Below are 21478 nucleotides of genomic sequence, written 5' to 3'. Positions count from 1 at the left end.
CAATGAAAAACGAAATTCATCATAAGAAAATGACTGTCATTAATGGCGGTCATTTTTCAGATTTAGAAGGCTTTTACGAAGAAATTTCTCAACTTTTTATGAAAGATGAAGATTGGAAAGTCGGAACTCTGGATGGTTTTGATGATATTCTGTACGGAGTTGAAACAGATATTGTTTGGAAGGATTCCCAAAAATCAAAAGAAGATTTAGGTTTTGATCTAACTAAAGAATTTTATGAAAATAAAATCAAACAAGGGAAACCTTTCAATGTACAATTGATTCAACAAAAATTGGATGAACTGATTGCCGGAAAAGGACAGACTTTATTTGAAATTTTAATTGAGATCATAGAATCGCATCAAAAAATAGAATTGATTTTAGATTGATTTTTAAACACAAATTACACGAATGTTTTTCGCAAATAACACAAGATATCTGTGAAATCTGAGTAATCTGTGGTGGTATTTTACATTAGATTTGTCATTCAGAGCGAAACAAAGTGGAGCGTGGAATCGAAGATATTTTATAAAAATATTTGCTGAGGTTGCTTCGTCGCTCTGCTCCTCGCAATGACGGTTTAGTTAAAGATATATTTCCAGTAAACTGAAATCCCCACAATTACCGAAAGTATCGCCATCAAAGTAACGGCTCCCGCAGAAACATCTTTTATAAAGCCAATTCTTTTATCAAATTCAGGTTGAATGATATCGCAAATTTTCTCGATTGCTGTATTGAAAATTTCAGCTGCTAAAACTCCAAAACAAACGATAAGGATGAGAATTGTATCAAAACTTGATAGTTTTAGATAAAAAATCAGAAAAATATTGATGAAAAAGGCGAAAACTTCAAGCTGAAAATTTCTTTCAGATCTAAGCATAAAGAAAATACCTCGAAAAGCATTCAGAAAACTTTTATAAATAGGAGGTTTGCGCATAGTTTTTGATTTTTAACAAAGATAAATTTATTTTGATGGTTGTTAATAACTCTCAGGATTATTCTTTTCTATCTGTTTTCTATTTATTATATTTGTAGAAACTTATTTTTAAATCTATGAAATTTATTATTTCAAGTGGTGAACTGCAGAAGGCTTTGCAAACTGTAAGTGGCGTAATATCAAGTTCTCAGTCGAGACCGATTTTAGAAAACTATCTTTTTGAACTAAACGAAAACAACGTTACCATTACTGCATCTGATGGCGAAACGACACTCATTACTTCTTTGGAGGTAAAGTCTGACGATTCTGGTAAGTTTGCGGTTCCAGCTAAGATTTTTCAAGATTTTATTAAAACCTATGGCGAACAGCCTCTTACTTTGGTAGTGAAAGACAATGCTGAAGGTACAGGAAGTTTGCTTGAAATTTTGGATGAAAAAGATAATTTTGCTGTGGCTTTAGATAATGCAGACGATTATCCTGAAATTCCTGAATTTGATGCTTCTCAAAGTGTCACAATGCCTGCAGGAGTTTTGTCTGAAGCTTTAACCAACACCCTTTTTGCAACAAGCAACGATTCTCTTCGTCCGGTAATGACAGGAGTTTTGTTCCAGTTTGGAGAAAACGAAACCAATTTTGTTTCTACAGATTCTCACAGATTGGTGGTGTACAAAAGAACAGATTTGATGAATGCCGAGCCAATGGAATTCATCATGCCTAAAAAGCCTTTGAATATTTTCAAAAATATTTTAGCAAGCTCAAACGAAGACATTAAAATCGACTTCAACGAGAATATGGCTAAATTTACTTTTGGTAAACATATTTGGATCTGTAGATTAATCGACGGAAAATATCCTAACTATACAGCGGTAATTCCTAAAGAGAACCCGAATGTTTTGACGATCAACAGAAACCTTTTATTAGGTGCAATTAAGAGAGCGTCGATCATGTCTAATAAATCAACCAATCAGGTAAGATTTAAATTATCTGCTAATATTCTTCACCTTCACGCAGAAGATACAGAATATGCAAACAAAGCAGATATGCAGATTCCTTGCGATTATAACGGTGAAGATATCAACATCGGTTTCAGTTCTAAGTTTTTAACAGAAATGTTGGGTATTTTAGGAGCGGACGATATTACAATGAAAATGTCTCAGCCAAACAGACCGGGAATCATTGAACCGCTTGATGGTCTTGAAGAAAACGAAAATATCTTAATGCTTTCAATGCCGGTAATCGGATTGTAAGATTAAAAAAAAATATAAGTGAAAAGGATCTCAATTTTTGAGATCCTTTTTTATTTAATGTAAAAAAAATATTAAAGCAGAGTAAGTTTTCGTTTTTTTGATGAAGTTTTATAGTGCATAAAATGTTGTATAACAGTCAACTCTATAAGTTTCTATTTTTAAGCTATATTCATCTATATTTTTGGATTCATTGATTATTTTATAAACCCGCCCATTATCTTTATCTAAAATATAAGAAGGTCTAATTCCTTTTTCTCTGTCTTCCAATATTTGTTTGTATAATTTGCTTGTTCTTTCAAGACAATCATTTCCTTCTTCGTCTTTATATTTCAATTTTCTAGGTGTAAATAATACAAAATCTTCGAAGATTTGAGGTTTCTTCTCCAGCATGTCCTCTGTATTTAAAATACTTGTAATTAATTGAATGAAAATTTGTTGTTTCTCCTTTGCGTTAAGATTTAGCTTAATGGCGGAATTTTTGAGTTCATTTTCAAAAGTTGTGTTGGTATTTGGGAATAGACTTTTTTCGGTTTCATTTCTAAAATCCCAAAAATCATAATACATATTTGAAAAAAAGGGAATTGCATAAAAACTATTTCCTTTTTGAAATACTAAAACGTCATCATAATTTATTTTGTCTGCATTTCGGTATAAGGAAATTGCTAAAGAATCAAATTCAAGTCTTTTTATTTTCTCTAATTTTTTGTCTATAAATGGAAACCTTTTAAGAACATTATTTATGCTTTTTTGCTCACTGTCAAAAGCTGTTTTAGGCTTTTCTTCTTTACATGAACAAGCAAAAATTAGAAATAAAATTAATATTATTCTGATTGATAATTTCATAATATAGTTTTAGAAAATAATTAAACAAAGTTCTTTGTTTTTGTGATTGTTAATGAAATTGTAACTAAGCTTTGTTTAATTGAATTAAAGCGAAATTATGAAATTTGCAGATACTTTCATTACTTAATATTGGATTGCACACTAAGAGCTCTATTGTAATGTTAAATTATTTTTTTTTTCCAGTTTCTCAAGCAAACTCCTTTTCACGAGAGTAAAAGTATAATCCTTCGCTTCTGCAAACGAGATCTCGTATTTTCTATCAATATTCCTCAACTCTTCAGGGAATTGAGATAAAAGATGGTCGTAATATTCATCAAGGAAATCTTTTGAAGGCATTTTGTAATTTATTTTTAACTGAAAACGTCTGATAATGGCGGTGTCAATAATTTCAGCGTGATTGGTAGCACACAATAAAAGCGCATTTTCGGGATAATAATCGATCAGCTGAATTAAGGTGTTGACCAATCGTCTCATTTCACCAACATCTTTATCATCACTTCCACGGGCTTTTCCGATTTGATCGAGTTCGTCGAGAAAAAGAACCGATCTTTCTCTTGCAGCTTTGTCGAAAATCATTTTTATGTTTTGGGAAGTTTCCCCGATTCTTGATGAAACAATATTGCTCAGATTTAAAATAATAATACTTTTTCCTAAAGCATTGGCAATTGCTTTTGCAGTCATTGTTTTTCCGCAACCTGAACTTCCTTCCAGAAGGATTTTATTATTGACGGGAAGCCCATATTCCTGAAGTTCTTTGATGTAAGTATGTTCTTTGATGAGCTGTACAAATTGTTCCTTATTTTGAGGCTCAAGATAAACTTCATCCAGCGTTACAGCTTCTTTATCCTGAATAATGAGATTGTACAGATTCATATTTCTTGAACATTTATATTAATCTGCAAAGATAATTGATTTAAAATTTTGAATCCTATTTAAATGAGTCTGAAAAACAATTTCTTCTTTTTATTTTTCAAATTCTTGCAAATTAAATTCATCTATTGTAAAGCATTTTAAATCTGCTCAATCCGTAAAATCTGCGAGAGAAAATTGTAATTTTTACTGAGCTTCAGATCTTAAAATAGATTCAAACTTCTCAATATAATTTTCATCAGCAAAATCTATAAAAAACTGATTCTGCCAGTTTTGAGTCTTTGTTGCCTGTTTATTTTGTGGAATATCCCAGTTCGGATAGACCCTGAAACCTCGTTTTCCGTCTTTTAAATTTGTACTGAGAATTTGATTTTTAATTAAAACATCTTTCGTAAAAAGGAAAAACCCGAAATTCTCAGATGTTTCAGTTAGAATTAAATACAAATCGGAAGTGTCTTCAGAAGTAAAAGGTTCTGTTTCTTTAGAAATAGGATTTCTTTTCCATAAAGTGACGAACTGACCAACTTTTGTGGGTGTTACTTTAGCTTTTCTGAATTTAATTTGAAAGGAATTGAGCTGAAAGTTGCATCCAAAATATTCTTTGGATTCCTGCTCTTGATGTAGATTGGAAATGACTAAACCGGGATTTGAAAAAAGTAATGTTTGAAGTTTCTCGAGTAGGGTAGTCATTGTTTTATGTTTTCGGCTCTTTTACTCCGGTTGAGTAAAAGAGCGGCAGTTTAGAACTGCAAACATAAAAAAATATTAATTGAAATTTGTTAAATAAAAGAACGTGTTTATTAAAAACTAGTTTCTTTCTTTTCTAGCTGTTACAAAATAAGAAGTAACAATAACTGCACATGTAGCGATACCAATATAAGCGATCATAATTTTTGAATTTTTAAATTATTTATTTATTATTGCGAATTTTATAATTGCAATATTACAACTTTCAAATGAAGTGTCAAATTGAATTGCTATGATGTATATCAGTGTTTAACGAGTGTGTAGGTGTGTTTTTGGATGAATTTAGTATTAATGAATTGATTGCTTTAGGTGTAAAATGTTTTTATTTTTAATTATTTAATTCATAAAAAATTAAGAATATGTTAATGTTTCTTTATTTGTTGTTTTCAGGTTGACAATACCAAGTAAATGAAATGCAAAGCATATTAAATGTTCGAAACATCAACAACTGACATCTTTGCATTAGAATTTTTATGTCATTTTGTTCTCGGTTTTCCAAAAGGATTGTAAGAAAGTCCTACATTGAAATAAAAAGAAGGCTTCGCATTTGATTTAAAAATATAATCTTTCTCAGATCCTTTCTTTTTAAAACTCTTGAACTTGGCGTTGTGAAATCCCTTTGGGTGAAGTCTACAGATCTGATTTTTTTTGCTGCTTATTCCGGAGGTTCACTGAATTTGGAGGTCTAAATTTTCAAAAAGAGTTTAATCTACAATGTTCTATTTTTTCTTTCCTAAAAATCGGATGACCGAACCTGTACCATTGTGAAAAATCCCTTCATTAAGTTCTATTTTTGTTTCCTCCAATTCAATAATTTCATATTCCGGAAAATCAGATTTCATTTCATCAATTGAGAATAGAGACTCAATATCTTTCGGGCCTCCAACTTTTTCGTTTTTTAACACAAGATCTAAATGCTTCTTGCTGAATGCTTCAAAAATAATATAACCTCCTTTACACAAATAGGTATCTAACATTTTATGGATTGAAGATTTAATACCCGCAGGAAAATGAGCATAAATTAAAGCAATGACATCAAACTGTTCTTTCTGGAAGTTCAAATTTTCCAATTCACCAACCTGATAATCAATTTCTACACTGTTGTTTTCTGCAAGTTGCAGCGCTTTATTTTTCCCTTCAGCACTGATGTCAAATGCAGAAACATTCCATCCTAGTTGAGCAGCAAAAACGGCATTTCGTCCTTCACCTTCTGCAGGAAAAAGAACAGAGCCTGTTTCCAGTTTTTGCAGTTGATCTTTTAAATAATTGTTGGGTTGTGTTCCGTAAGCAAATTCATCATTGCTATATCTTTCGTTCCATCTTTCAAGCCATTTGTTGTCGGTCATTTCATGTAATTAAGGTTTTATAAATTTAGAATATTTTTTGCTCTTAAAAACATGATTTTTAATACAATTTCTGATCGTTTTTGCAGAAGAAACTTGTACGTTTTCCTTTTCCTGTGTCTTTTTTAATTACCTCTTCACCACATTTTGGGCAGTTTTTCTGATGATAAATCTGAAAATGTTTACTCAAAACATTCGCTTTTTTCCATTTTTTGAAATCGAAACTATAATTTCTTGCTTCTGAAATGATTTCCTTTAATTTTTTCGGAGGTAAATTTCCAATCAGACTTTCCGGATGAATTCCAACTCTGAATAAAGCTTCATTCTTAATAATATTTCCAACTCCTGAAAAAATATCCTGATTCATCAACGCATCACAAATCATCATTTTAGGATTTTCTTTTAAAACTTTTTCAGTTTTTTCCGTACTCCATTTGTCGCTCATCACATCAGCTTCCCAATCTATTTTCTTAAGAAAACTTTCATCTACAGTTTTTACCGAACACGTATAAAAATACATTCCGCCATCTTTGAAAGTCAGTCCTAATCGGAGCGTATCGATATCTTTTCTTTTGTATAAACTGTAAGAACCAAACATCAATAAATGGATCTTGAAAATAATTGTATCAAAGATCAAATAAGTTTGTTTTCCAAAAGTTTTTATTTCACGCAGAATTTCTCCTTTTACTTCGGGAGTTTCAGGAATTTCGCTTCCATCAGCTTCAATTACCTTTTCACCTACAAATTTTTGTAGATCTTCTTTCATAAGAACAATTGTGGGACCTTCAGGCATAAGTTGGTTTTTAAAGAAAAACTCAAATATTATTCCTTTAAAAGTAAAATTTGAATTAATTTTGAAAAATGATGAATTTGAACCAAATTTTTACCAGTCAGCGTACCGGTAACAATCCAAATACTACTGCTTCAAGAACAGATTTTCAGAGAGATTTTGATAGAATTATCTTTTCTTCGGCTTTCAGAAGATTACAAAATAAAACGCAGGTTTTTCCACTTCCGGGAAGTGTTTTTGTGCATAATCGATTAACGCATTCATTAGAAGTTTCTTCTGTCGGAAGAAGTTTGGGAAGCGTGATCGGAGAGTTTATAGCTGAAAATTTTAAAAGTGATCTTACAGAAGAATCAAAGAATTTTTACAACCATAATTTAGGAAATGTAATTGCTGCAGCCTGTCTTTGTCATGATGTTGGAAATCCTGCTTTCGGACATTCAGGGGAAGATGCAATTGCCAGTTATTTTGACCGAAATGAAAATGATCTGAAACCTAAATTCAACAAAAAAGAATGGGCTGATCTGGTAAATTTTGAAGGAAATGCCAATGCAATTCGGGTTTTAGCACAACAGCAAAACGGAAAAGATGCAGGAGGAACTCAATTAACATTTGCAACTTTAGCAAGTATTGCAAAATATCCCTGTGAAGCCATTGCCAAGAAAAAAGGCATTATCCACAGAAAAAAATTCGGATTTTTTCAAAATGAAAAAGATATTTTCCTTGAAATTGCAAAAGGAACAAATTTAATCTCAGAAAGCGAAGAACCCTATATTTTCAAAAGGCATCCTTTTGTATGGTTGGTAGAAGCTGCCGATGATATTTGCTACAATATCATCGATATGGAAGATGCACACAGATTGGGTATCGTTTCAACGGCCGATTGTACAAACTTGTTTTTTGAGCTGGTAAAATCAGAAACTGATGATGTAGACCGAGTAAAAAGAAAGCTCGATTCTATAGGAAATGACAACGAAAAGATTTCCTATTTAAGAGCAAAGGTTATTAATGCTTTGATTAATAAATCGATTTCGATGTACAAGCAAAACTTTGATAAAATTCTTGAAGGAAACCTTGACAAAGCCTTGCTTGATATTTATAAAAGTGAAAATAAAGCTTTGCAGGATATCGAAAGCTTTTCAGTCGAAAAAATTTACAATCATAAAGCTGTCGTAGAAATTGAAAATGCAGGGTACAACGTAATGTACGAATTGCTTGATCATTTTATTCCGTCAATTTTAAAGTCTGAAGATAAAATTAAATCTTACGACACTAAAGCTTTAAAATTAATTCCAAAACAGTTTATTTACGAAGAAGGAAGCGATTACCAGAAAGTTCTTGGTGTGATTGATTTTGTTTCGGGAATGACTGATAATTATGCAACTGATCTTTATCGAAAAATAAAAGGAATCGATATCGGTATGACGATGTAGCAGCTTGTTTGATTGGTATGTAACTTTTTCGTATCTTCTCGACATATCAATTAAAATAAAACAAATATGGTGTATGTAGGTATTTTGGTCTTTTTTGGACTTGTCACATTATTCGCTTCTTTCTTTACAGTAAAGCAGGAATCTGCGGCTGTTGTAGAAAGATTAGGAAAATTTTTGAAAGTGAGCCACGCTGGTTTACATTTGAAAATTCCGTTTCTGGATCAGATTTCAAAGCGTCTGAACCTTAGAATTCAACAATTGGATGTTATTATTGATACTAAAACGTTAGATAATGTTTTTATCAAAATGAAAGTTTCTGTACAATATCAGGTCATTAGAGAAAATGTAAAAGATGCATATTATCGTTTAGAAAATCCTGAAAATCAGATTACATCTTACGTTTTTGACGTAGTTCGTGCAGAAGTTCCAAAAACGAAATTAGACGATGTTTTCGTAAGAAAAGATGATATTGCAATTGCTGTAAAAAGTGAATTACAGGAAGCGATGCAAAGTTATGGTTATGATATTATCAAAGCTTTGGTAACCGATATCGATCCGGATGAGCAGGTAAAACACGCGATGAACAGAATCAACGCTGCAGAACGTGAAAAAACCGCCGCAGAATACGAATCTGAAGCACAAAGAATCAGAATTGTTGCCGTAGCAAAAGCTGAAGCAGAATCTAAAAAACTTCAGGGACAAGGTATTGCAGACCAAAGAAGAGAAATCGCAAAAGGTCTGGAAGAATCTGTAAAAATGCTGAATGCAGCCAATATCAATGCACAGGAAGCTTCTGCATTAATCGTTGTTACTCAGCATTACGATACTTTACAGTCGATTGGTGCGAATAATAGAAGTAATTTAGTTTTACTGCCTAATTCTCCTACAGCTGCAAGTTCTATGCTGAATGATTTGGTCGTCTCTATGGCGGCAACCCAAAAAATGGAAGAATATTCTAAAGCTCAATTGCCCAATCCTCCTCAAAATAGAGGACATCAGGAATAAAATAGTTTAAAAAAATAAAAATCCCTTTCAAATTATTTTTGAAAGAGATTTTTTGTTATTTCTTGGTTTTAGAAACCTGCTTTATTAAAGTATATTTAATTGAAGAAGCATCCATTGGTGGATTTTCAATTTTCTCTGTTTTTACTTTTAAAACATATTCATATCCAGGTTCGTAAGTGAAACCTTCAATGTTGGTGTAGAAATTTTGCCAGCTATCAGATGCTTTTTCTTTTACCTGAAGACATTTCATAGGAGCTACTCCTGTGCAATCTGCTGTTTCGGGACCTACAATAAATGTTTTTTCATTGTCTGCAGTTGAGTTGGGCATCGGCTTACATTGTGATAAAACAAATAAAGACGATACTAGTAATGTTCCTTTTAGGAAGAGTTTCGCATTTTTCATAACTTCATATAATTTGGGGGTTGGTTTACAAGTTTTGTGCCAAAGAAAATTCAAGCCTGTTTTCCATTAAATTTCTGTTTCCCTATTAAAAGCTCAAAGAACAGCTTAAAATCAGACATTAAAGACCAAAGCGGATATTTGAAAGTGGCAGGTTTGTTTCTTTCAATAAAAGCGTGACTGAGCCAGGCAAAACCATATCCGAATATCGGAATATACCATAAGAACCTTTCTTTACCAGTATATATTACAAAACCGATGACGAGAAATACAAATAAAATTCCAAGAAAATGAAAAATTCTGGTTCCTAATTTTTTATGTTCCCCGAGGTAAAACTCATAGAACTCATCGTATGTTTTGATTCTTTCAGACATGGCATTATAGTTTAAAGTTCCTAAAGAACCTTAGCAATAATTTCGCCAATTATTTATTGCAATATAATGCTTGCTTTTGTATAGATGAATTATTCAATTTTTTTAAATCAAATGCCTTTATCTTTCATTGCGATAATTAAACATAAAGTTATACAAATGGTTGATTAGTATTGTTTTAAGTTAATGTATACAAAGTCGTTTCACTTATTTTCGAAAAACAAGGATTGAATTATCATGTCAATAGTTTAAAGTTCCAATCATAAAAGTTTTTGATGCATTCAAAGCTTGTGATGTTTGCGTTAATTCTTTTACGACTCCTTTGTTTTTGATGTAATTAGAATGAATAAAATACGTGTCTTTGTTTTCTCTTGTAATAAATCCTGTGTGAAAATCTAAGCCGACAATATATATCTGATTTTTATTTTTACTTAAAATATACTTATCTAAATCTTGTCTTTTACTGAAATATTTAATGTCTTTGCAAAGCTTTTTTATCATCACTGACGAAGCCTGTTGCGCTAAATAAGTTCTGTTAATATCAAAGCCAAAATCAGTCAGCGTGTTGGTTACAAAATATCCGCAAGCAATTGTTTCTTTCTTTGGCTCCCTCGATGTTCCGTTAAATGACCATGGAGTAGAAGCCCAATAATTTGGAACATCATAGTTGATAAATTGAAACAGATAATTCTTCTTTTCTTCTTTAGATTTTTTGTTGATTGAAATTAAAAACTCTTTGTAAGGAATTTTATTTTCTCCCGAATTTTCACTAATTGAATGATTATCAGATTCAACTTTAGTTTTGTTGCATCCGATAATGACTAAAAATAGTAAACAGAAAAGATATTTCATCAATCAATTACGCTTCTTTTCTCAGCTTACTGTTTTTATATCCGTAGCAGAAATAAATAATCAAACCAATGGCAAACCATATTCCGAAATAAAACCAGTTTTCATGGCTCATTCCGGTAAGAAGATATAAGCAAGAGCTTAAACCAATCAATGGAATTAGAGATAGATTTTTTATAAATGTCAAGACACAAAGCCCAAGATTGATTAAGATAAAAAAGAAAATAGAAGCTTTAAATTCACCTTCTTTAGGATCAGACCATTCCATTAAATGATCAAAAAAATCAGGCTGGAAATAATGGAATCCTACCAATGAACCAATGAAAATAACAGGGAAAATAATTTTTCCGTTAATATAAGGAAGGTGAAAACGTCCTTTAAGTTTTTCTTTTGGCGGAAGCATCAAAACTCCTGCACAAACCAATACAAATGCGAAAATAGTTCCGATACTTGTAAAATCTAAGATGAAACTTTTGTCGGTAAAAATAATTGGAACCCCCACTACAATACCTGTAACGATCGTTGCAAACGAAGGTGTCTTATATTTTGGGTGCACATCCTGAAACTTTTTCGGCATCAATCCGTCACGGCTCATTGCGTACCAGATTCTCGGCTGTCCCATCTGGAAAACCAATAAAACAGTAGTAATTGCCACAATCGCTACGAAAGAAACTGTTAATTCCATCCATGCAACATTGGCATTCGTTTTTTCAAATATAAATGATAGTGGATCTCCGATGCCATCAAATTTTCTGTAATCTACCATTCCGGTTAAGACTAAAGTCAGAGCAATATAAATTACAGTGCAAAGAACCAAGGAAATAATCATCCCTTTTGGTAAGGTTTTTTGTGGGTCTTTTGTTTCTTCAGAAAGTACGCTCAATGCGTCAAATCCTATGTAAGCAAAGAAAACTCCTGAAACGGCACTCATTACTCCGGCAAAACCATTTGGCATAAAAGAAGGAGTTCCTTCTATACTTACAGGTGTCCAGTTTTCAGTATTGATGTAAGAAAAACCAACCAAAATAACCAAAACGATTACAGCAAGTTTTAATATAACTAAAGAATTGTTGAAGTTCTTACTTTCTTTCACTCCGCGGTAACATAACCATGTAATCAACCCGTTAATAACCAATGCAGGAATATCGACGATGAATTTTAAACTTCCCAATAAAGGAGCATTTACCCATGCGTTAATCAGTTCTTTATTTTCAGAACCGTTTGTAAAAGCTTTTTTAGCTTCGGTATAACTGCAAGTCAGATAATCAGGAATGTGCATTCCAAGACGTTCTAGAAAACTGGTGAAATAATCTGACCAGGAAAAGGCAACATAAATATTTCCGAAAGAATATTCCATAATCAAAGCCCAACCGATCACCCATGCAATCAATTCACCAAAACTGGCGTAAGCATAGGTATAAGCAGAACCCGCAGTTGGAATTCTACTTGCAAATTCAGCGTAGCATAAAGCAGTAAAACCACAGGCAAAACCACAAATTAAATAAAGAAGAATCACACCGGGACCGCCTCTGAAAACAGCTTCGCCCAAACTACTGAAACTTCCTGCTCCAATAATAGCTGCAATACCAAAAAAAACAATGTCCCAAGTTCCTAGAACTCTTAAAAGATTAGTGGATGTGTCTGTCTCTGAATAGGTTTTCCTTCTGAAAAGTTGATTCATTCAATGTTTATATAAAGTTGAAAAAAACAAATGTAATTATTTCTGTGAAATAATTAAGATTTTCTTAATGTTTCTTATGTAAAAGTTAATAAGTGCTAAAAAAGAATTGAGATACTAACAATGTGCAAAAAGACTTGTTTATACAATATCTTTTCGATATTTTCGTTGATGGATTGTGGATAACTCTTATCTGAAAATTAAAATATTTGGTCTTGTTTTTGAAGGCTTATCCAATTTAAAATTTGATATTAATGAAATCAAAAAAAATACTTTTAGCGGCTGCTGTTTTCTATTTCGGAGTTTCCGAAGCGCAACAGTCTCAATATTTTACCCAAAAGGAAAACTACAGGTTTAACTTAGCTCAGAATCTTTATCAGACAAAAATATACAACGCTTCTCAATACGAATATGCACGCCAGTATTTCTATAATCAGAATCTGGAGCAGTCGAAAAAAGAAGCTGCGCAGTTTTTTGATAACGTCATTGGAGTTATTCTTCAGAAAAATCATGCGGAAGACGGTTTGACGGCTTTCATGAAAGAATACCCGAATTCTGCCTATTTTGCACAGGCAAATTTACCTTTGGCGGATTATTATTTAGCTAAAAAAGATTTTAAAGAGGCTTTAAAAACTTTAAAGAAAGTTAATCAATATCAATTAACCAAAGAAGAAAATACACAGTATATTCTGAAATTGGGGTATGCTAAATTTATGATGGGCGATTCTAAAGGTGCGATTGATGCATTGGAAGAAGCTCACAAAACAGCTGATGAATCTCAGAAAGGCGATATCGCTTATATGTTGGGACATTTGTATTATTCTAAAAGACAGAATGATCAGGCATTTCAGTATTTTGATTCGGTAAAAGATCAACCTAAATATTCAAAATTGGTGCGTCCGTATTATGTACAGATGTATTATAATGATAAAGATTATGATAAAGCAATTTCGGAAGGAAATGCTTTGTTGAATGAAGATATTTCAGCTTCTTATAAAGCGGAAGTTCACAAAATCATTGGTGAATCTTATTTCATGAAAAATGATTACAATTCTGCGTATCCACATTTGAAAGATTATTTAAATGTTCAGCAAAACCCTTCTGAAAACGATTTGTATGAAATGGGATTTGTTGCAGCGCAGCTTAAAAAATATGACGAAGCGGTTTCTTATTACAATCAGTTGTTAAACAGCAATTCGGCTCTGGCTCAGAATGCTTATTATCAATTAGGAAATTCTTATTTGGCGGTTGAGAAAAAGCAGGAAGCGCTTTCTGCATTCCGTTCGTCTTATCAGATGGATTATGATGCAAGTGTAAAAAAACTGGCGCACGAACAATATGCAAAACTGAGTTACGATATTGGTAACCCTTTTGAAAGCCCTACAACGGTTATTCAGAATTATATTACCATTAATAATACCGATGCGAAAACTGCAGAAATGAGATCACTTTTGGTGAAATCTTATCTGTATTCCGGGAACTTTAAAGAAACGTTGAATGCGATTGACAAATTGCCAAACTCAACTCCTGAAACCGATAAAGTAGATCAGGAAGTTTCTTATCTTTTGGGAACGGAAGAATTCAATAAAGGGAATTTCGACGAAGCCGAAAAATATTTTCTTAGAAGTTTAGAATTCGATTTAAATAAAGAATTCCACAGCAGAGCTTTGTATTGGTTGGGTCAGGTTTATTATCAGAAAGGAAATTATCCTTCTGCCATCGTTCGTTACGAAAAATTAACCAACGAAACTTTCCCTGAAAAACAACAGCTTTCTTACGATTTGGGTTATGCTTATTTTAAATCTAAAAAATTCGATCAGGCGGAACAATATTTTACGCAATATTTAAAAAATCCGAAACCTGAATTTAAAAATGATGCAGAACTTCGTTTAGCAGATATTAATTACGCCAACAACGATTTAGATCGTGCGATTGCGATTTATGATAAAAACGAAGACGCAACAGACTATACTTTTTACCAAAAAGCTTTGGCTTTAGGATTTAAAGACGACAATGTTGCTAAAATCACGAACCTAAAATCTTTAATTTCAAAATATCCTGCTTCAGAATATATTGATGATGCACAATATGAAATTGGAGTAGCTTATGCCGCTCAGAATGATTTTGCCAATTCAAATGATTTCTTCGGAAAAGTAATTAAATCTTCTTCAGATAAAGATCTGATAGCGAATGCATCAATTTACAGAGCGCAGAATTATATTGACCAAAACCAAAATGATAAAGCGTTATCTGAATTAAAATCTTTGGGTGAACAATATAAAAATACAGCTTACGCACAGAAAATTGTTCAGGCTGCGAAACCGATTTTTACTAAAAATGGGGATGTTTCAGGTTATGCTGATTTCGCAAGAAATATAGGCGTAAATATCGATGCATCTGAAATTGATGAAATCAACTTATCGACTGGAAAACAGTATTTCACAAAGAAAGATTATAAAAATGCAATCTCTTATTACGAGAAATATTTAACTCAAAATCCCACAGGAGAAGGTCTTTATCAGGCTAAATACGAGTTGGGTGAAAGTTATTATCAGACCAATAATCCAACGAAATCATTATTGGTTCTTCAGGAAGTTGCAAATGTTCAGAACGATTATCAGGATGATGCAGCAACTCGAGTTTCTCAAATTTATCTTGCTCAAGGAAATTCTGCTGAAGCTAAAAAGTATTTAGAAAATATTAAAAATTCATCCAATGTCAACGTTAAAAATTATGCTAATGTTGAGTTGATGAAAATGTATGCTGAAGAAAAGAATTTCTCGGAAGCTGAAAAATTAGCCAACGCTGTAATTGCCAACAATAAAAACTCTGCTGCAGTTATTGAAACAGCAAAAGTAATTAAGGCAAGAAGCTTAATGAATTCAGGAAAAGATAAAGACGCACAAACGGCTTATACAGCTCTTGAAAAATCTTCAAACACGGAAGTTGCAGCTGAAGCTTTCTATGCAAAAGCATTTTATCAAAACAAAGCGAAAGCTTATAAATCTTCCAATGAAACGATCTTTAAAATTGCTAATAATTACGCATCAGAAGATTATTGGGGAGCAAAAGCACTGGTATTAATGGCGAAAAACTATATAGGTCTGAAAGATAATTATCAGGCGAGTTATACTTGCGACCAGATCATCTCAAACTATGCAGATTTCCCTGAAATTGTTGCAGAAGCGAAGGAAGTTAAAAAGCAGATTAAAAAATAAAATGTACTGTCGTATTCATGTAAAATGTATTCATGTGATTTAATCATTAGTACTTTTTACTTTATACATTAATACAATATATATGAACAAGAAAATTCAAATACTATCTATATTATTTCTGGGAATCTCGTCTGTGGCGTTTTCTCAGATCAGAGAAGAAAAACTGATTCTTAACAAGAAAAGAGAACCGGAAGTAAAGAAAATTGAGAAGAAGAAAACTTCTGTAGCAATAGAGAAAAATTATCCGCCTGAAGAGAAGTCGGCAAATCCTGTAAAATATACGATTACTGATGTTCCGGCGGTTTCAGATTTTAAAACTTCTACCATTCAGGGTGAAGATGTTACTCCTAAATTTGACGGAACGGCTCAAAACAACTATTTCCAACTTGGAATGGGGAATTATGGGAAGATTTTAGCCGATGCTAATATTTCTACAACAGTTGAAAATAAGCTGGAAGTTGGGGCAGATGTTCATGTTTTATCCACAAACGGACTGAAAAAAGTCTATCCTTGGGATTCTAAACAAAGTTCTGCCACATTGGGAGCTTTTTTAAATTCTTATGGTGAAAAAGGAAAAATCAATGTGAACGCAGAATATGGCTTAAATAACTATAATTATTATGGAATTTATGCTGTAAATCCTTCTGCAGATGTAGATTTACAACAAAAAGTAAATCAGTTTAAGGTAAATGGTTACTATGATTTTTATTCTAATGAAATTCTGAATGATGTAAGAGTAAAATCTTCATTTTTGAGCGATCATTTTGATGCAAAAGAAAATCAGGCTTCCATTTTAGCCAACTTTTCAAAGCATGCTGTAAAGCTGTCAGAAAACGGAATTGTAATGAATGCTGACTTAGGATTAGGCTTGGAAACGGTAAAGACAGATTTTGCTTTATTAAACAAAAATTCTTCAACGTTTTTCAATGCAGATATTGCTCCAAAAGTAACCTTTGCTAAAGGTGAATCTTATTTAATGTTAGGTTCTTCATTTAACTTTTTAAATGCAAGAAATTCTAATTTGATTTTAGCAGAAGAACTTAAAAATAATAAAACATATTGGTTTCCACAGGCTGAATTTCAGGTGGCAGCTTCTAAAGAATTTAAATTCTATGGCGGAGTTGACGGTGGTTTAAAACTAAATACGTACGCTGAATTATTACAGGAAAATCCGTTTTTGGTTTCAGATCAAATGTTGAGACCTACAGAAACACAGTATCATTTTTATGCAGGTTTGAGAGGTGACATTGACGAAACTTTTAAATATGATGTTTCTGCAGGATTCGGGAAAATGAAAAATATTATGTTCTTCGGAGCAAATGATCTTTTCACTAATGAGTTTACTTTAGACAGACCCGGTTACGATTTTACCAATACTTTTTCTACAATTTATGATGACGGAAATGTGAGCGACATTAAAGGTAGCTTGCAATATTTCCCGTTAGAAAACCTGATTGTAGATGCTGATGTAAGATTTTTAAAGTACGATTTAAAAAATTACGAAAATATCTATAATGTACCTTTAGTTACAGGAAGCATCGGTGCAAAATATACAATGTTTGAGAAAAAATTGTCTTTAGGTTTCAAAGGAATTTTTGCAACAGATAGAACGACAAACTCGTATATGCTTGAAGGAGTGGGAAGTCCGTCGATGATTTTCCAGTCAACTCAAGATACCAATGATAAAGTTGGTGGCTATGCTGATCTAAACTTATCTGCAGAGTACAAAATTCACAAAAATTTCAGTATTTTCGCACTCGGAAACAATCTTCTAAGCTCAAAATACCAAACGTACAAAGGCTATAAAGTTCTTGGTGCGCAGGTTGTAGGAGGAGTGAAGATAACATTCTAAAATAATAATTGGTAAATGATAATTGATGAATGATTACAATATCACTTATAAATTATCATTTATCAATGATATAAAAACCGGCTTCGTAGTTCAACTGGATAGAATATCGGATTTCGGCTCCGAGGGTTGGGGGTTCGAACCCCTCCGAAGTCACTTGGCGGGAAAAATCACTTTTAGGAGTGATTTTTCCTTTTTTTTTCCTTTGTAATTGATTGTTAATAAGCAAGATAGAAGATAGAGCAGAATTGATCTGGGGTGTTCGAAAAGTTGTTTCGTAAAATTCGAGTTTTTCGGCAAAAATCGAACACATTACCGTTTTTTTAGTCTCAGAATCCCCTGTAGTATAGAGTTGCGAGAGATTCGGTAATACTTTTAGCACTTGATCAAGTTTTGTTCTAATATCGGTATTTTTACCAGTCAGCTTTTGATTCTGTAGTTCCATTTCTAATGCATCAATTTTCTTTTTACTTTCATTTTTTATCAATTGATAATCTTCAAAATCCAATTTGTCTTCTAAATATTTTTCTCTGGCACTATTTAGACGATTGTTTAAGTTGATAATTTTTGAAGAGATTTCTTTTCTCTTCACGTCAAGACCTTGATGAATATTTTTAAAATTGATTAAAAGTATTTCCTTAATAAGTTGACTAAATCCAATATGACACTCATATTTTTTTAACTCTTTTATAAATGCGTCATTAACCATTTCAGAGCCATATCTGTATCCACATCTGGATTTGCAGTGATAATAATAGTAGACATTCTTTTTACCTTTCGATCCGCTACCGCTAATATGACCTCCGCATTTTGGACATTTTAAAAAACCTCTTAATGGAAAATGATTATGAGCAATTATTTTTCCTTGTGGTCTTTCTTCCCAAGTTTTTCCACTTATTACTTTCTGTACTTTATTAAACAATGATTCCGAAATCAAACTTTCATGGGTAGCCTCAACAAGACAGGCTTCTTCGTCTTTATAAGCTTTAATAAATATTTTACCACAGTACATAGGATTTTTGATTGCCCGGTAGAATGATGTACTGCTAATGTTTGCACCCTCCATAGCATTCATCTTCAGCCTTATTTGATTGATGGCGTATTTGCCTTTAGCAATCTCATTAAATGCCCAGAGCATATTTGAAGCTTCCGGCTCTTTAAGACCAACATATTTTCTACCATCTTCGGTGCACTTATTAACATAACCATACGATGCTGTTCCCATGAGCCTGCCTTCTTTCTGAGCTCTTCTCATTCCATAAAAAGTATTCAAGGCTCTGCGATCATTTTCAACTTCCGGAGCTGCCAAATAGATTGCCAGCATCATCTTATTTTCAGGAATAGACATATCAAGAGGCTGCTCAATTGCTTGAGGGGAAATGTTGTTACCTAGCAGCAATTTAATCATCTGATAAGCGTCACCAGCGTTTCTGCTAAAGCGATCCCACTTTGTAAATAGAACTAAATTGGATTTTAGACTTCTTTTTTTAATATGATTGATATATTTTGTCCACTCCGGTCTATTGAAGTTTTTTGCAGAGTGGTCTTCAAAGATCACCTGACCGATCGTGATCTGGTTTTGATTACAATATCTTTCTAATCTTTCATGCTGATCCCTCTGTGAATAACCTTTGTCAGCTTGTTCATCTGTAGAAACTCTAATATATAAATCTGCTATTAGCATAGTGGTAGGTTTGATGTTAACATTGTGGCTATCAGGCTAATGTAGTAAAATTTATTTTAAAATATAGTTTTTAATTATAAGATCTGCCAACTGATGTGCAAAATCCATTATACTCCTGACTTCGTCATCTGTTGGATTTAACCCAGATTCCGTGAGAATCTTTTTAGATCTTTCGAAAGAAACTTTTTTTAAAGTATTCTGCGAAAAGTCTATAATTCTATCCTGCGATTCATTTTTCCGATCGCTTTTTTGTGAAGAAATCTTTTTCATAAGCACTCATCATATTTAATTTCTTGTCGTTGATTTAAATTAAATTATGATTGGCAATTATGAGGGAAGTAAGTTCGACGTATGTTCGTATTATTTGTCTTTTAATGTCTTTTTATTTTGAATCAGTTGCTGCACCAATGTTCATAAAAGCAAAAATTCTGTCGGTTATTTTAGTGAAAAATAATAGTTAACTATGTACATTTTTTTAAAACTAAATCATTTTTTTATGTAACATAAGCCATTTTATTAAGAGTGCATTTGAGGAAGAACTAAACTTTATGTTTAAAACTTTTCTTTCATCGTCCTCTATAAAATCTTCCATCTCTGAAGTGGGAGATATAGGTCATCAACATCATTCAATTAAAAAATTTGAATGATCAATGGTCAGTTCAATTTCCTCAAATATCTTTAAATTTGTTATAAATTTTTAATAATGGACAGTCTTCTTTTTTCCTCTGAATTCAGTTCTTCTCCTGATTTAAAGGATAAACTTTACCAGAATGGTATACTGAAAACCTATCACGAAGGCGATATCATTCTGGATGAAAATGCTTCTATACGTTCGATTCCGATTGTGATGAAAGGATTGTTAAAAGTCATCAGGACGGAAGAAGACGGCAGAGAGATTTTACTCTATTATATCAAAGCTGGTGAAAGCTGCATTATGTCGTTTTTGGGAGGTATGCACAATGAGAAAAGCATTGTAAAAGCCGAAGTGGAAGAGGATTCCGAAATCCTTTTTTTACCAATAGATAAGGTCACACTATTCATCAAAGAATATCCTGAATGGCTGGATTATATTTTCAGGCTTTATCACAAACGTTTTGAAGAATTGCTCGATATTATCAATGCAATCGCCTTCAAAAAAGTAGATGAAAGACTACTCAATCTGCTCCATAAAAAATATGAAATTTCCCGATCTAAAACCATTATCATTACCCACGAACAGCTTGCCAATGAGCTAGGAACGGCTAGAGTAGTGGTGTCAAGACTTCTGAAACAGCTGGAGGATTCCGGAAAATTGATGTTAGGAAGAAACAAAATTATCCTTTCAGATTCTATTTAAATTCCCTTGTGTAACAAAAGTAGCGGTGCAGCTTCAGAGATATTTCCATTTTTGCCTTATAAAGTTAAAGAATGGAAATTTACGGTTATATCGCATCGGTTTTTATAGGAGTTTCTTTAGGGTTAATAGGTGGTGGTGGAAGTATTCTTACCTTACCTGTCCTTGTTTATCTCTTTGGTGTAGATGCTTTTCTGGCAACAGAATATTCGCTTTTCATTGTCGGTGTAAGCAGTATGGTTGGCTCGGCTTCTTATTTCAAAAAAGGATTGGTCAATTTTAAAACGGCTTTTGTCTTTGGTCTTCCCTCCATCGTTTCTATTTTTCTGACCCGTAAATACCTTTTGCCATTGATTCCTGATGATATTTTCAGTCTTGGAAACCTCATAGTCACCAAGAATCTATTTCTGCTGTTGATTTTTGCAGGCCTAATGATCATTGCCTCTTATAAAATGATTCAAAAACAAGTTGAAATTACAACTGAAATCAATCATTCAGAAAACCACAAAACGCTTTTGGCCGCAGGAGAAGGTTCAATAGTCGGAGTTTTCACCGGTTTAGTTGGCGCAGGCGGCGGATTCATGATCATTCCGGCACTGGTCAACCTTCTGAAAATACCTATGAAAGTTGCGATAGGAACTTCTTTAGTGATCATTTCTTTTAATTCTCTGATCGGATTTTTTTCAACATTCAATGCAATGAAAATTCAATGGAATTTATTGGGAACCATCTCTGCCATTGCGATTGGAGGAATTCTCATCGGTACCCAATTATCAAAGAAGATTGACGGTAAAAAACTAAAGCCTGCTTTCGGATGGTTCATTTTGGTAATGGGGATTTACATCATCATCAAAGAACTTTTCCTTTAAAAATTCTTGTGTAACAAA

Annotated in this window: 19 protein-coding genes, 1 tRNA gene and 1 pseudogene; 9 read left to right on the top strand and 12 right to left on the bottom strand. The window is 32.7% G+C overall.

Going from position 1 to position 21478, the window contains the following annotated elements:
* Nucleotides 1-2 precede the first annotated feature (2 nt).
* Nucleotides 3-386, top strand: a complete 384-nt coding sequence (locus FDY99_RS02420) for a ribonuclease inhibitor (protein WP_139418905.1) — start codon at nt 3-5, stop codon at nt 384-386.
* Nucleotides 387-577: 191 nt separating this feature from the next.
* On the opposite strand, the gene FDY99_RS02415 is transcribed toward FDY99_RS02420, so the two are convergent.
* Complete coding sequence (locus tag FDY99_RS02415; protein ID WP_139418904.1) at nt 578-934, bottom strand: diacylglycerol kinase family protein; 357 nt, start codon at nt 932-934, stop codon at nt 578-580.
* Between the two features lie 116 nt (nt 935-1050).
* Here FDY99_RS02415 and dnaN point away from each other — a divergent pair, with 116 nt between their 5' ends.
* Nucleotides 1051-2181, top strand: a complete 1131-nt coding sequence (gene dnaN / locus FDY99_RS02410) for a DNA polymerase III subunit beta (RefSeq protein ID WP_102979865.1) — start codon at nt 1051-1053, stop codon at nt 2179-2181.
* 108 nt (nt 2182-2289) lie between these two features.
* Here the strand turns inward: dnaN and FDY99_RS02405 are convergent, their stop codons facing one another.
* The 5 genes from FDY99_RS02405 to FDY99_RS02385 all read right to left on the bottom strand — a co-directional run bounded on the left by FDY99_RS02405 (nt 2290) and on the right by FDY99_RS02385 (nt 6777).
* Nucleotides 2290-3024 (bottom strand): hypothetical protein, encoded by a 735-nt coding sequence (locus tag FDY99_RS02405; RefSeq protein WP_139418903.1) that lies wholly within the window; start codon nt 3022-3024, stop codon nt 2290-2292.
* A gap of 150 nt (nt 3025-3174) precedes the next feature.
* Nucleotides 3175-3897, bottom strand: coding sequence for an AAA family ATPase (locus tag FDY99_RS02400; RefSeq protein ID WP_139418902.1), 723 nt, complete (start codon nt 3895-3897; stop codon nt 3175-3177).
* 183 nt (nt 3898-4080) lie between these two features.
* A complete protein-coding gene (locus FDY99_RS02395) occupies nt 4081-4584 on the bottom strand; it encodes a MepB family protein (protein ID WP_139418901.1) in 504 nt (167 codons plus the stop codon).
* A gap of 776 nt (nt 4585-5360) precedes the next feature.
* The gene (locus FDY99_RS02390) at nt 5361-5987 is read right to left on the bottom strand and encodes a class I SAM-dependent methyltransferase (RefSeq protein WP_139418900.1); all 627 of its coding nucleotides are present in this window, start codon (nt 5985-5987) and stop codon (nt 5361-5363) included.
* Nucleotides 5988-6045: 58 nt separating this feature from the next.
* Complete coding sequence (locus tag FDY99_RS02385) at nt 6046-6777, bottom strand: endonuclease (RefSeq protein ID WP_139418899.1); 732 nt, start codon at nt 6775-6777, stop codon at nt 6046-6048.
* 71 nt (nt 6778-6848) lie between these two features.
* Here FDY99_RS02385 and FDY99_RS02380 point away from each other — a divergent pair, with 71 nt between their 5' ends.
* Entirely contained in the window at nt 6849-8204 is a 1356-nt protein-coding gene (locus FDY99_RS02380) for a deoxyguanosinetriphosphate triphosphohydrolase (RefSeq protein WP_139423751.1), read from the top strand.
* A gap of 66 nt (nt 8205-8270) precedes the next feature.
* A complete protein-coding gene (locus FDY99_RS02375; protein WP_074228071.1) occupies nt 8271-9209 on the top strand; it encodes an SPFH domain-containing protein in 939 nt (312 codons plus the stop codon).
* 55 nt (nt 9210-9264) lie between these two features.
* On the opposite strand, the gene FDY99_RS02370 is transcribed toward FDY99_RS02375, so the two are convergent.
* The 4 genes from FDY99_RS02370 to FDY99_RS02355 form a co-directional block, all read right to left on the bottom strand.
* Nucleotides 9265-9612, bottom strand: a complete 348-nt coding sequence (locus tag FDY99_RS02370) for a DUF4377 domain-containing protein (RefSeq protein WP_074230170.1) — start codon at nt 9610-9612, stop codon at nt 9265-9267.
* A 50-nt stretch (nt 9613-9662) separates the two neighbouring features.
* Complete coding sequence (locus FDY99_RS02365; RefSeq protein ID WP_139418898.1) at nt 9663-9983, bottom strand: DUF962 domain-containing protein; 321 nt, start codon at nt 9981-9983, stop codon at nt 9663-9665.
* 237 nt (nt 9984-10220) lie between these two features.
* Complete coding sequence (locus FDY99_RS02360) at nt 10221-10832, bottom strand: hypothetical protein (RefSeq protein WP_139418897.1); 612 nt, start codon at nt 10830-10832, stop codon at nt 10221-10223.
* Between the two features lie 7 nt (nt 10833-10839).
* The gene (locus tag FDY99_RS02355; RefSeq protein ID WP_102979850.1) at nt 10840-12510 is read right to left on the bottom strand and encodes an APC family permease; all 1671 of its coding nucleotides are present in this window, start codon (nt 12508-12510) and stop codon (nt 10840-10842) included.
* Between the two features lie 251 nt (nt 12511-12761).
* Here FDY99_RS02355 and FDY99_RS02350 point away from each other — a divergent pair, with 251 nt between their 5' ends.
* The 3 genes from FDY99_RS02350 (at nt 12762) to FDY99_RS02340 (ending at nt 17730) form a co-directional block, all read left to right on the top strand.
* Complete coding sequence (locus FDY99_RS02350; RefSeq protein ID WP_139418896.1) at nt 12762-15725, top strand: tetratricopeptide repeat protein; 2964 nt, start codon at nt 12762-12764, stop codon at nt 15723-15725.
* Nucleotides 15726-15807: 82 nt separating this feature from the next.
* Nucleotides 15808-17577 carry a TonB-dependent receptor gene (locus tag FDY99_RS02345; protein ID WP_139418895.1) on the top strand — a complete coding sequence of 590 codons (1770 nt, stop codon included), beginning with the start codon at nt 15808-15810 and terminating at the stop codon, nt 17575-17577.
* Nucleotides 17578-17656: 79 nt separating this feature from the next.
* Nucleotides 17657-17730, top strand: a tRNA-Arg gene (locus FDY99_RS02340).
* Between the two features lie 580 nt (nt 17731-18310).
* Here FDY99_RS02340 and FDY99_RS23280 read toward each other — a convergent pair.
* Nucleotides 18311-19258: pseudogene (locus tag FDY99_RS23280) on the bottom strand (recombinase family protein); the annotation flags it as partial.
* A gap of 51 nt (nt 19259-19309) precedes the next feature.
* The gene (locus FDY99_RS02330) at nt 19310-19528 is read right to left on the bottom strand and encodes a hypothetical protein (protein ID WP_034978520.1); all 219 of its coding nucleotides are present in this window, start codon (nt 19526-19528) and stop codon (nt 19310-19312) included.
* Nucleotides 19529-19961: 433 nt separating this feature from the next.
* Between FDY99_RS02330 and FDY99_RS02325 the strand changes: the two genes are divergently transcribed.
* A complete protein-coding gene (locus FDY99_RS02325) occupies nt 19962-20594 on the top strand; it encodes a Crp/Fnr family transcriptional regulator (RefSeq protein WP_034978522.1) in 633 nt (210 codons plus the stop codon).
* 71 nt (nt 20595-20665) lie between these two features.
* The gene (locus FDY99_RS02320; protein ID WP_123856298.1) at nt 20666-21460 is read left to right on the top strand and encodes a sulfite exporter TauE/SafE family protein; all 795 of its coding nucleotides are present in this window, start codon (nt 20666-20668) and stop codon (nt 21458-21460) included.
* Nucleotides 21461-21478: the final 18 nt, after the last annotated feature.

This window comes from Chryseobacterium mulctrae, from assembly GCF_006175945.1.
In the GTDB taxonomy this organism is placed as follows: Bacteria; Bacteroidota; Bacteroidia; order Flavobacteriales; family Weeksellaceae; genus Chryseobacterium; species Chryseobacterium mulctrae.
The sequence above is the reverse complement of the archived record's forward strand: the minus strand, read 5'-3'. Positions and strand labels throughout refer to the sequence as shown.

Excerpts from the sequence above, each read along its gene's own strand:
- FDY99_RS02420 (WP_139418905.1), top strand. The coding sequence starts at position 3 with ATGAAAAACGAAATTCATCATAAGAAAATGACTGTCATTAATGGCGGT.
- FDY99_RS02415 (WP_139418904.1), bottom strand. The coding sequence starts at position 934 with ATGCGCAAACCTCCTATTTATAAAAGTTTTCTGAATGCTTTTCGAGGT.
- dnaN (WP_102979865.1), top strand. The coding sequence starts at position 1,051 with ATGAAATTTATTATTTCAAGTGGTGAACTGCAGAAGGCTTTGCAAACT.
- FDY99_RS02405 (WP_139418903.1), bottom strand. The coding sequence starts at position 3,024 with ATGAAATTATCAATCAGAATAATATTAATTTTATTTCTAATTTTTGCT.
- FDY99_RS02400 (WP_139418902.1), bottom strand. The coding sequence starts at position 3,897 with ATGAATCTGTACAATCTCATTATTCAGGATAAAGAAGCTGTAACGCTG.
- FDY99_RS02395 (WP_139418901.1), bottom strand. The coding sequence starts at position 4,584 with ATGACTACCCTACTCGAGAAACTTCAAACATTACTTTTTTCAAATCCC.
- FDY99_RS02390 (WP_139418900.1), bottom strand. The coding sequence starts at position 5,987 with ATGACCGACAACAAATGGCTTGAAAGATGGAACGAAAGATATAGCAAT.
- FDY99_RS02385 (WP_139418899.1), bottom strand. The coding sequence starts at position 6,777 with ATGCCTGAAGGTCCCACAATTGTTCTTATGAAAGAAGATCTACAAAAA.
- FDY99_RS02380 (WP_139423751.1), top strand. The coding sequence starts at position 6,849 with ATGAATTTGAACCAAATTTTTACCAGTCAGCGTACCGGTAACAATCCA.
- FDY99_RS02375 (WP_074228071.1), top strand. The coding sequence starts at position 8,271 with ATGGTGTATGTAGGTATTTTGGTCTTTTTTGGACTTGTCACATTATTC.
- FDY99_RS02370 (WP_074230170.1), bottom strand. The coding sequence starts at position 9,612 with ATGAAAAATGCGAAACTCTTCCTAAAAGGAACATTACTAGTATCGTCT.
- FDY99_RS02365 (WP_139418898.1), bottom strand. The coding sequence starts at position 9,983 with ATGTCTGAAAGAATCAAAACATACGATGAGTTCTATGAGTTTTACCTC.
- FDY99_RS02360 (WP_139418897.1), bottom strand. The coding sequence starts at position 10,832 with ATGAAATATCTTTTCTGTTTACTATTTTTAGTCATTATCGGATGCAAC.
- FDY99_RS02355 (WP_102979850.1), bottom strand. The coding sequence starts at position 12,510 with ATGAATCAACTTTTCAGAAGGAAAACCTATTCAGAGACAGACACATCC.
- FDY99_RS02350 (WP_139418896.1), top strand. The coding sequence starts at position 12,762 with ATGAAATCAAAAAAAATACTTTTAGCGGCTGCTGTTTTCTATTTCGGA.
- FDY99_RS02345 (WP_139418895.1), top strand. The coding sequence starts at position 15,808 with ATGAACAAGAAAATTCAAATACTATCTATATTATTTCTGGGAATCTCG.
- FDY99_RS02330 (WP_034978520.1), bottom strand. The coding sequence starts at position 19,528 with ATGAAAAAGATTTCTTCACAAAAAAGCGATCGGAAAAATGAATCGCAG.
- FDY99_RS02325 (WP_034978522.1), top strand. The coding sequence starts at position 19,962 with ATGGACAGTCTTCTTTTTTCCTCTGAATTCAGTTCTTCTCCTGATTTA.
- FDY99_RS02320 (WP_123856298.1), top strand. The coding sequence starts at position 20,666 with ATGGAAATTTACGGTTATATCGCATCGGTTTTTATAGGAGTTTCTTTA.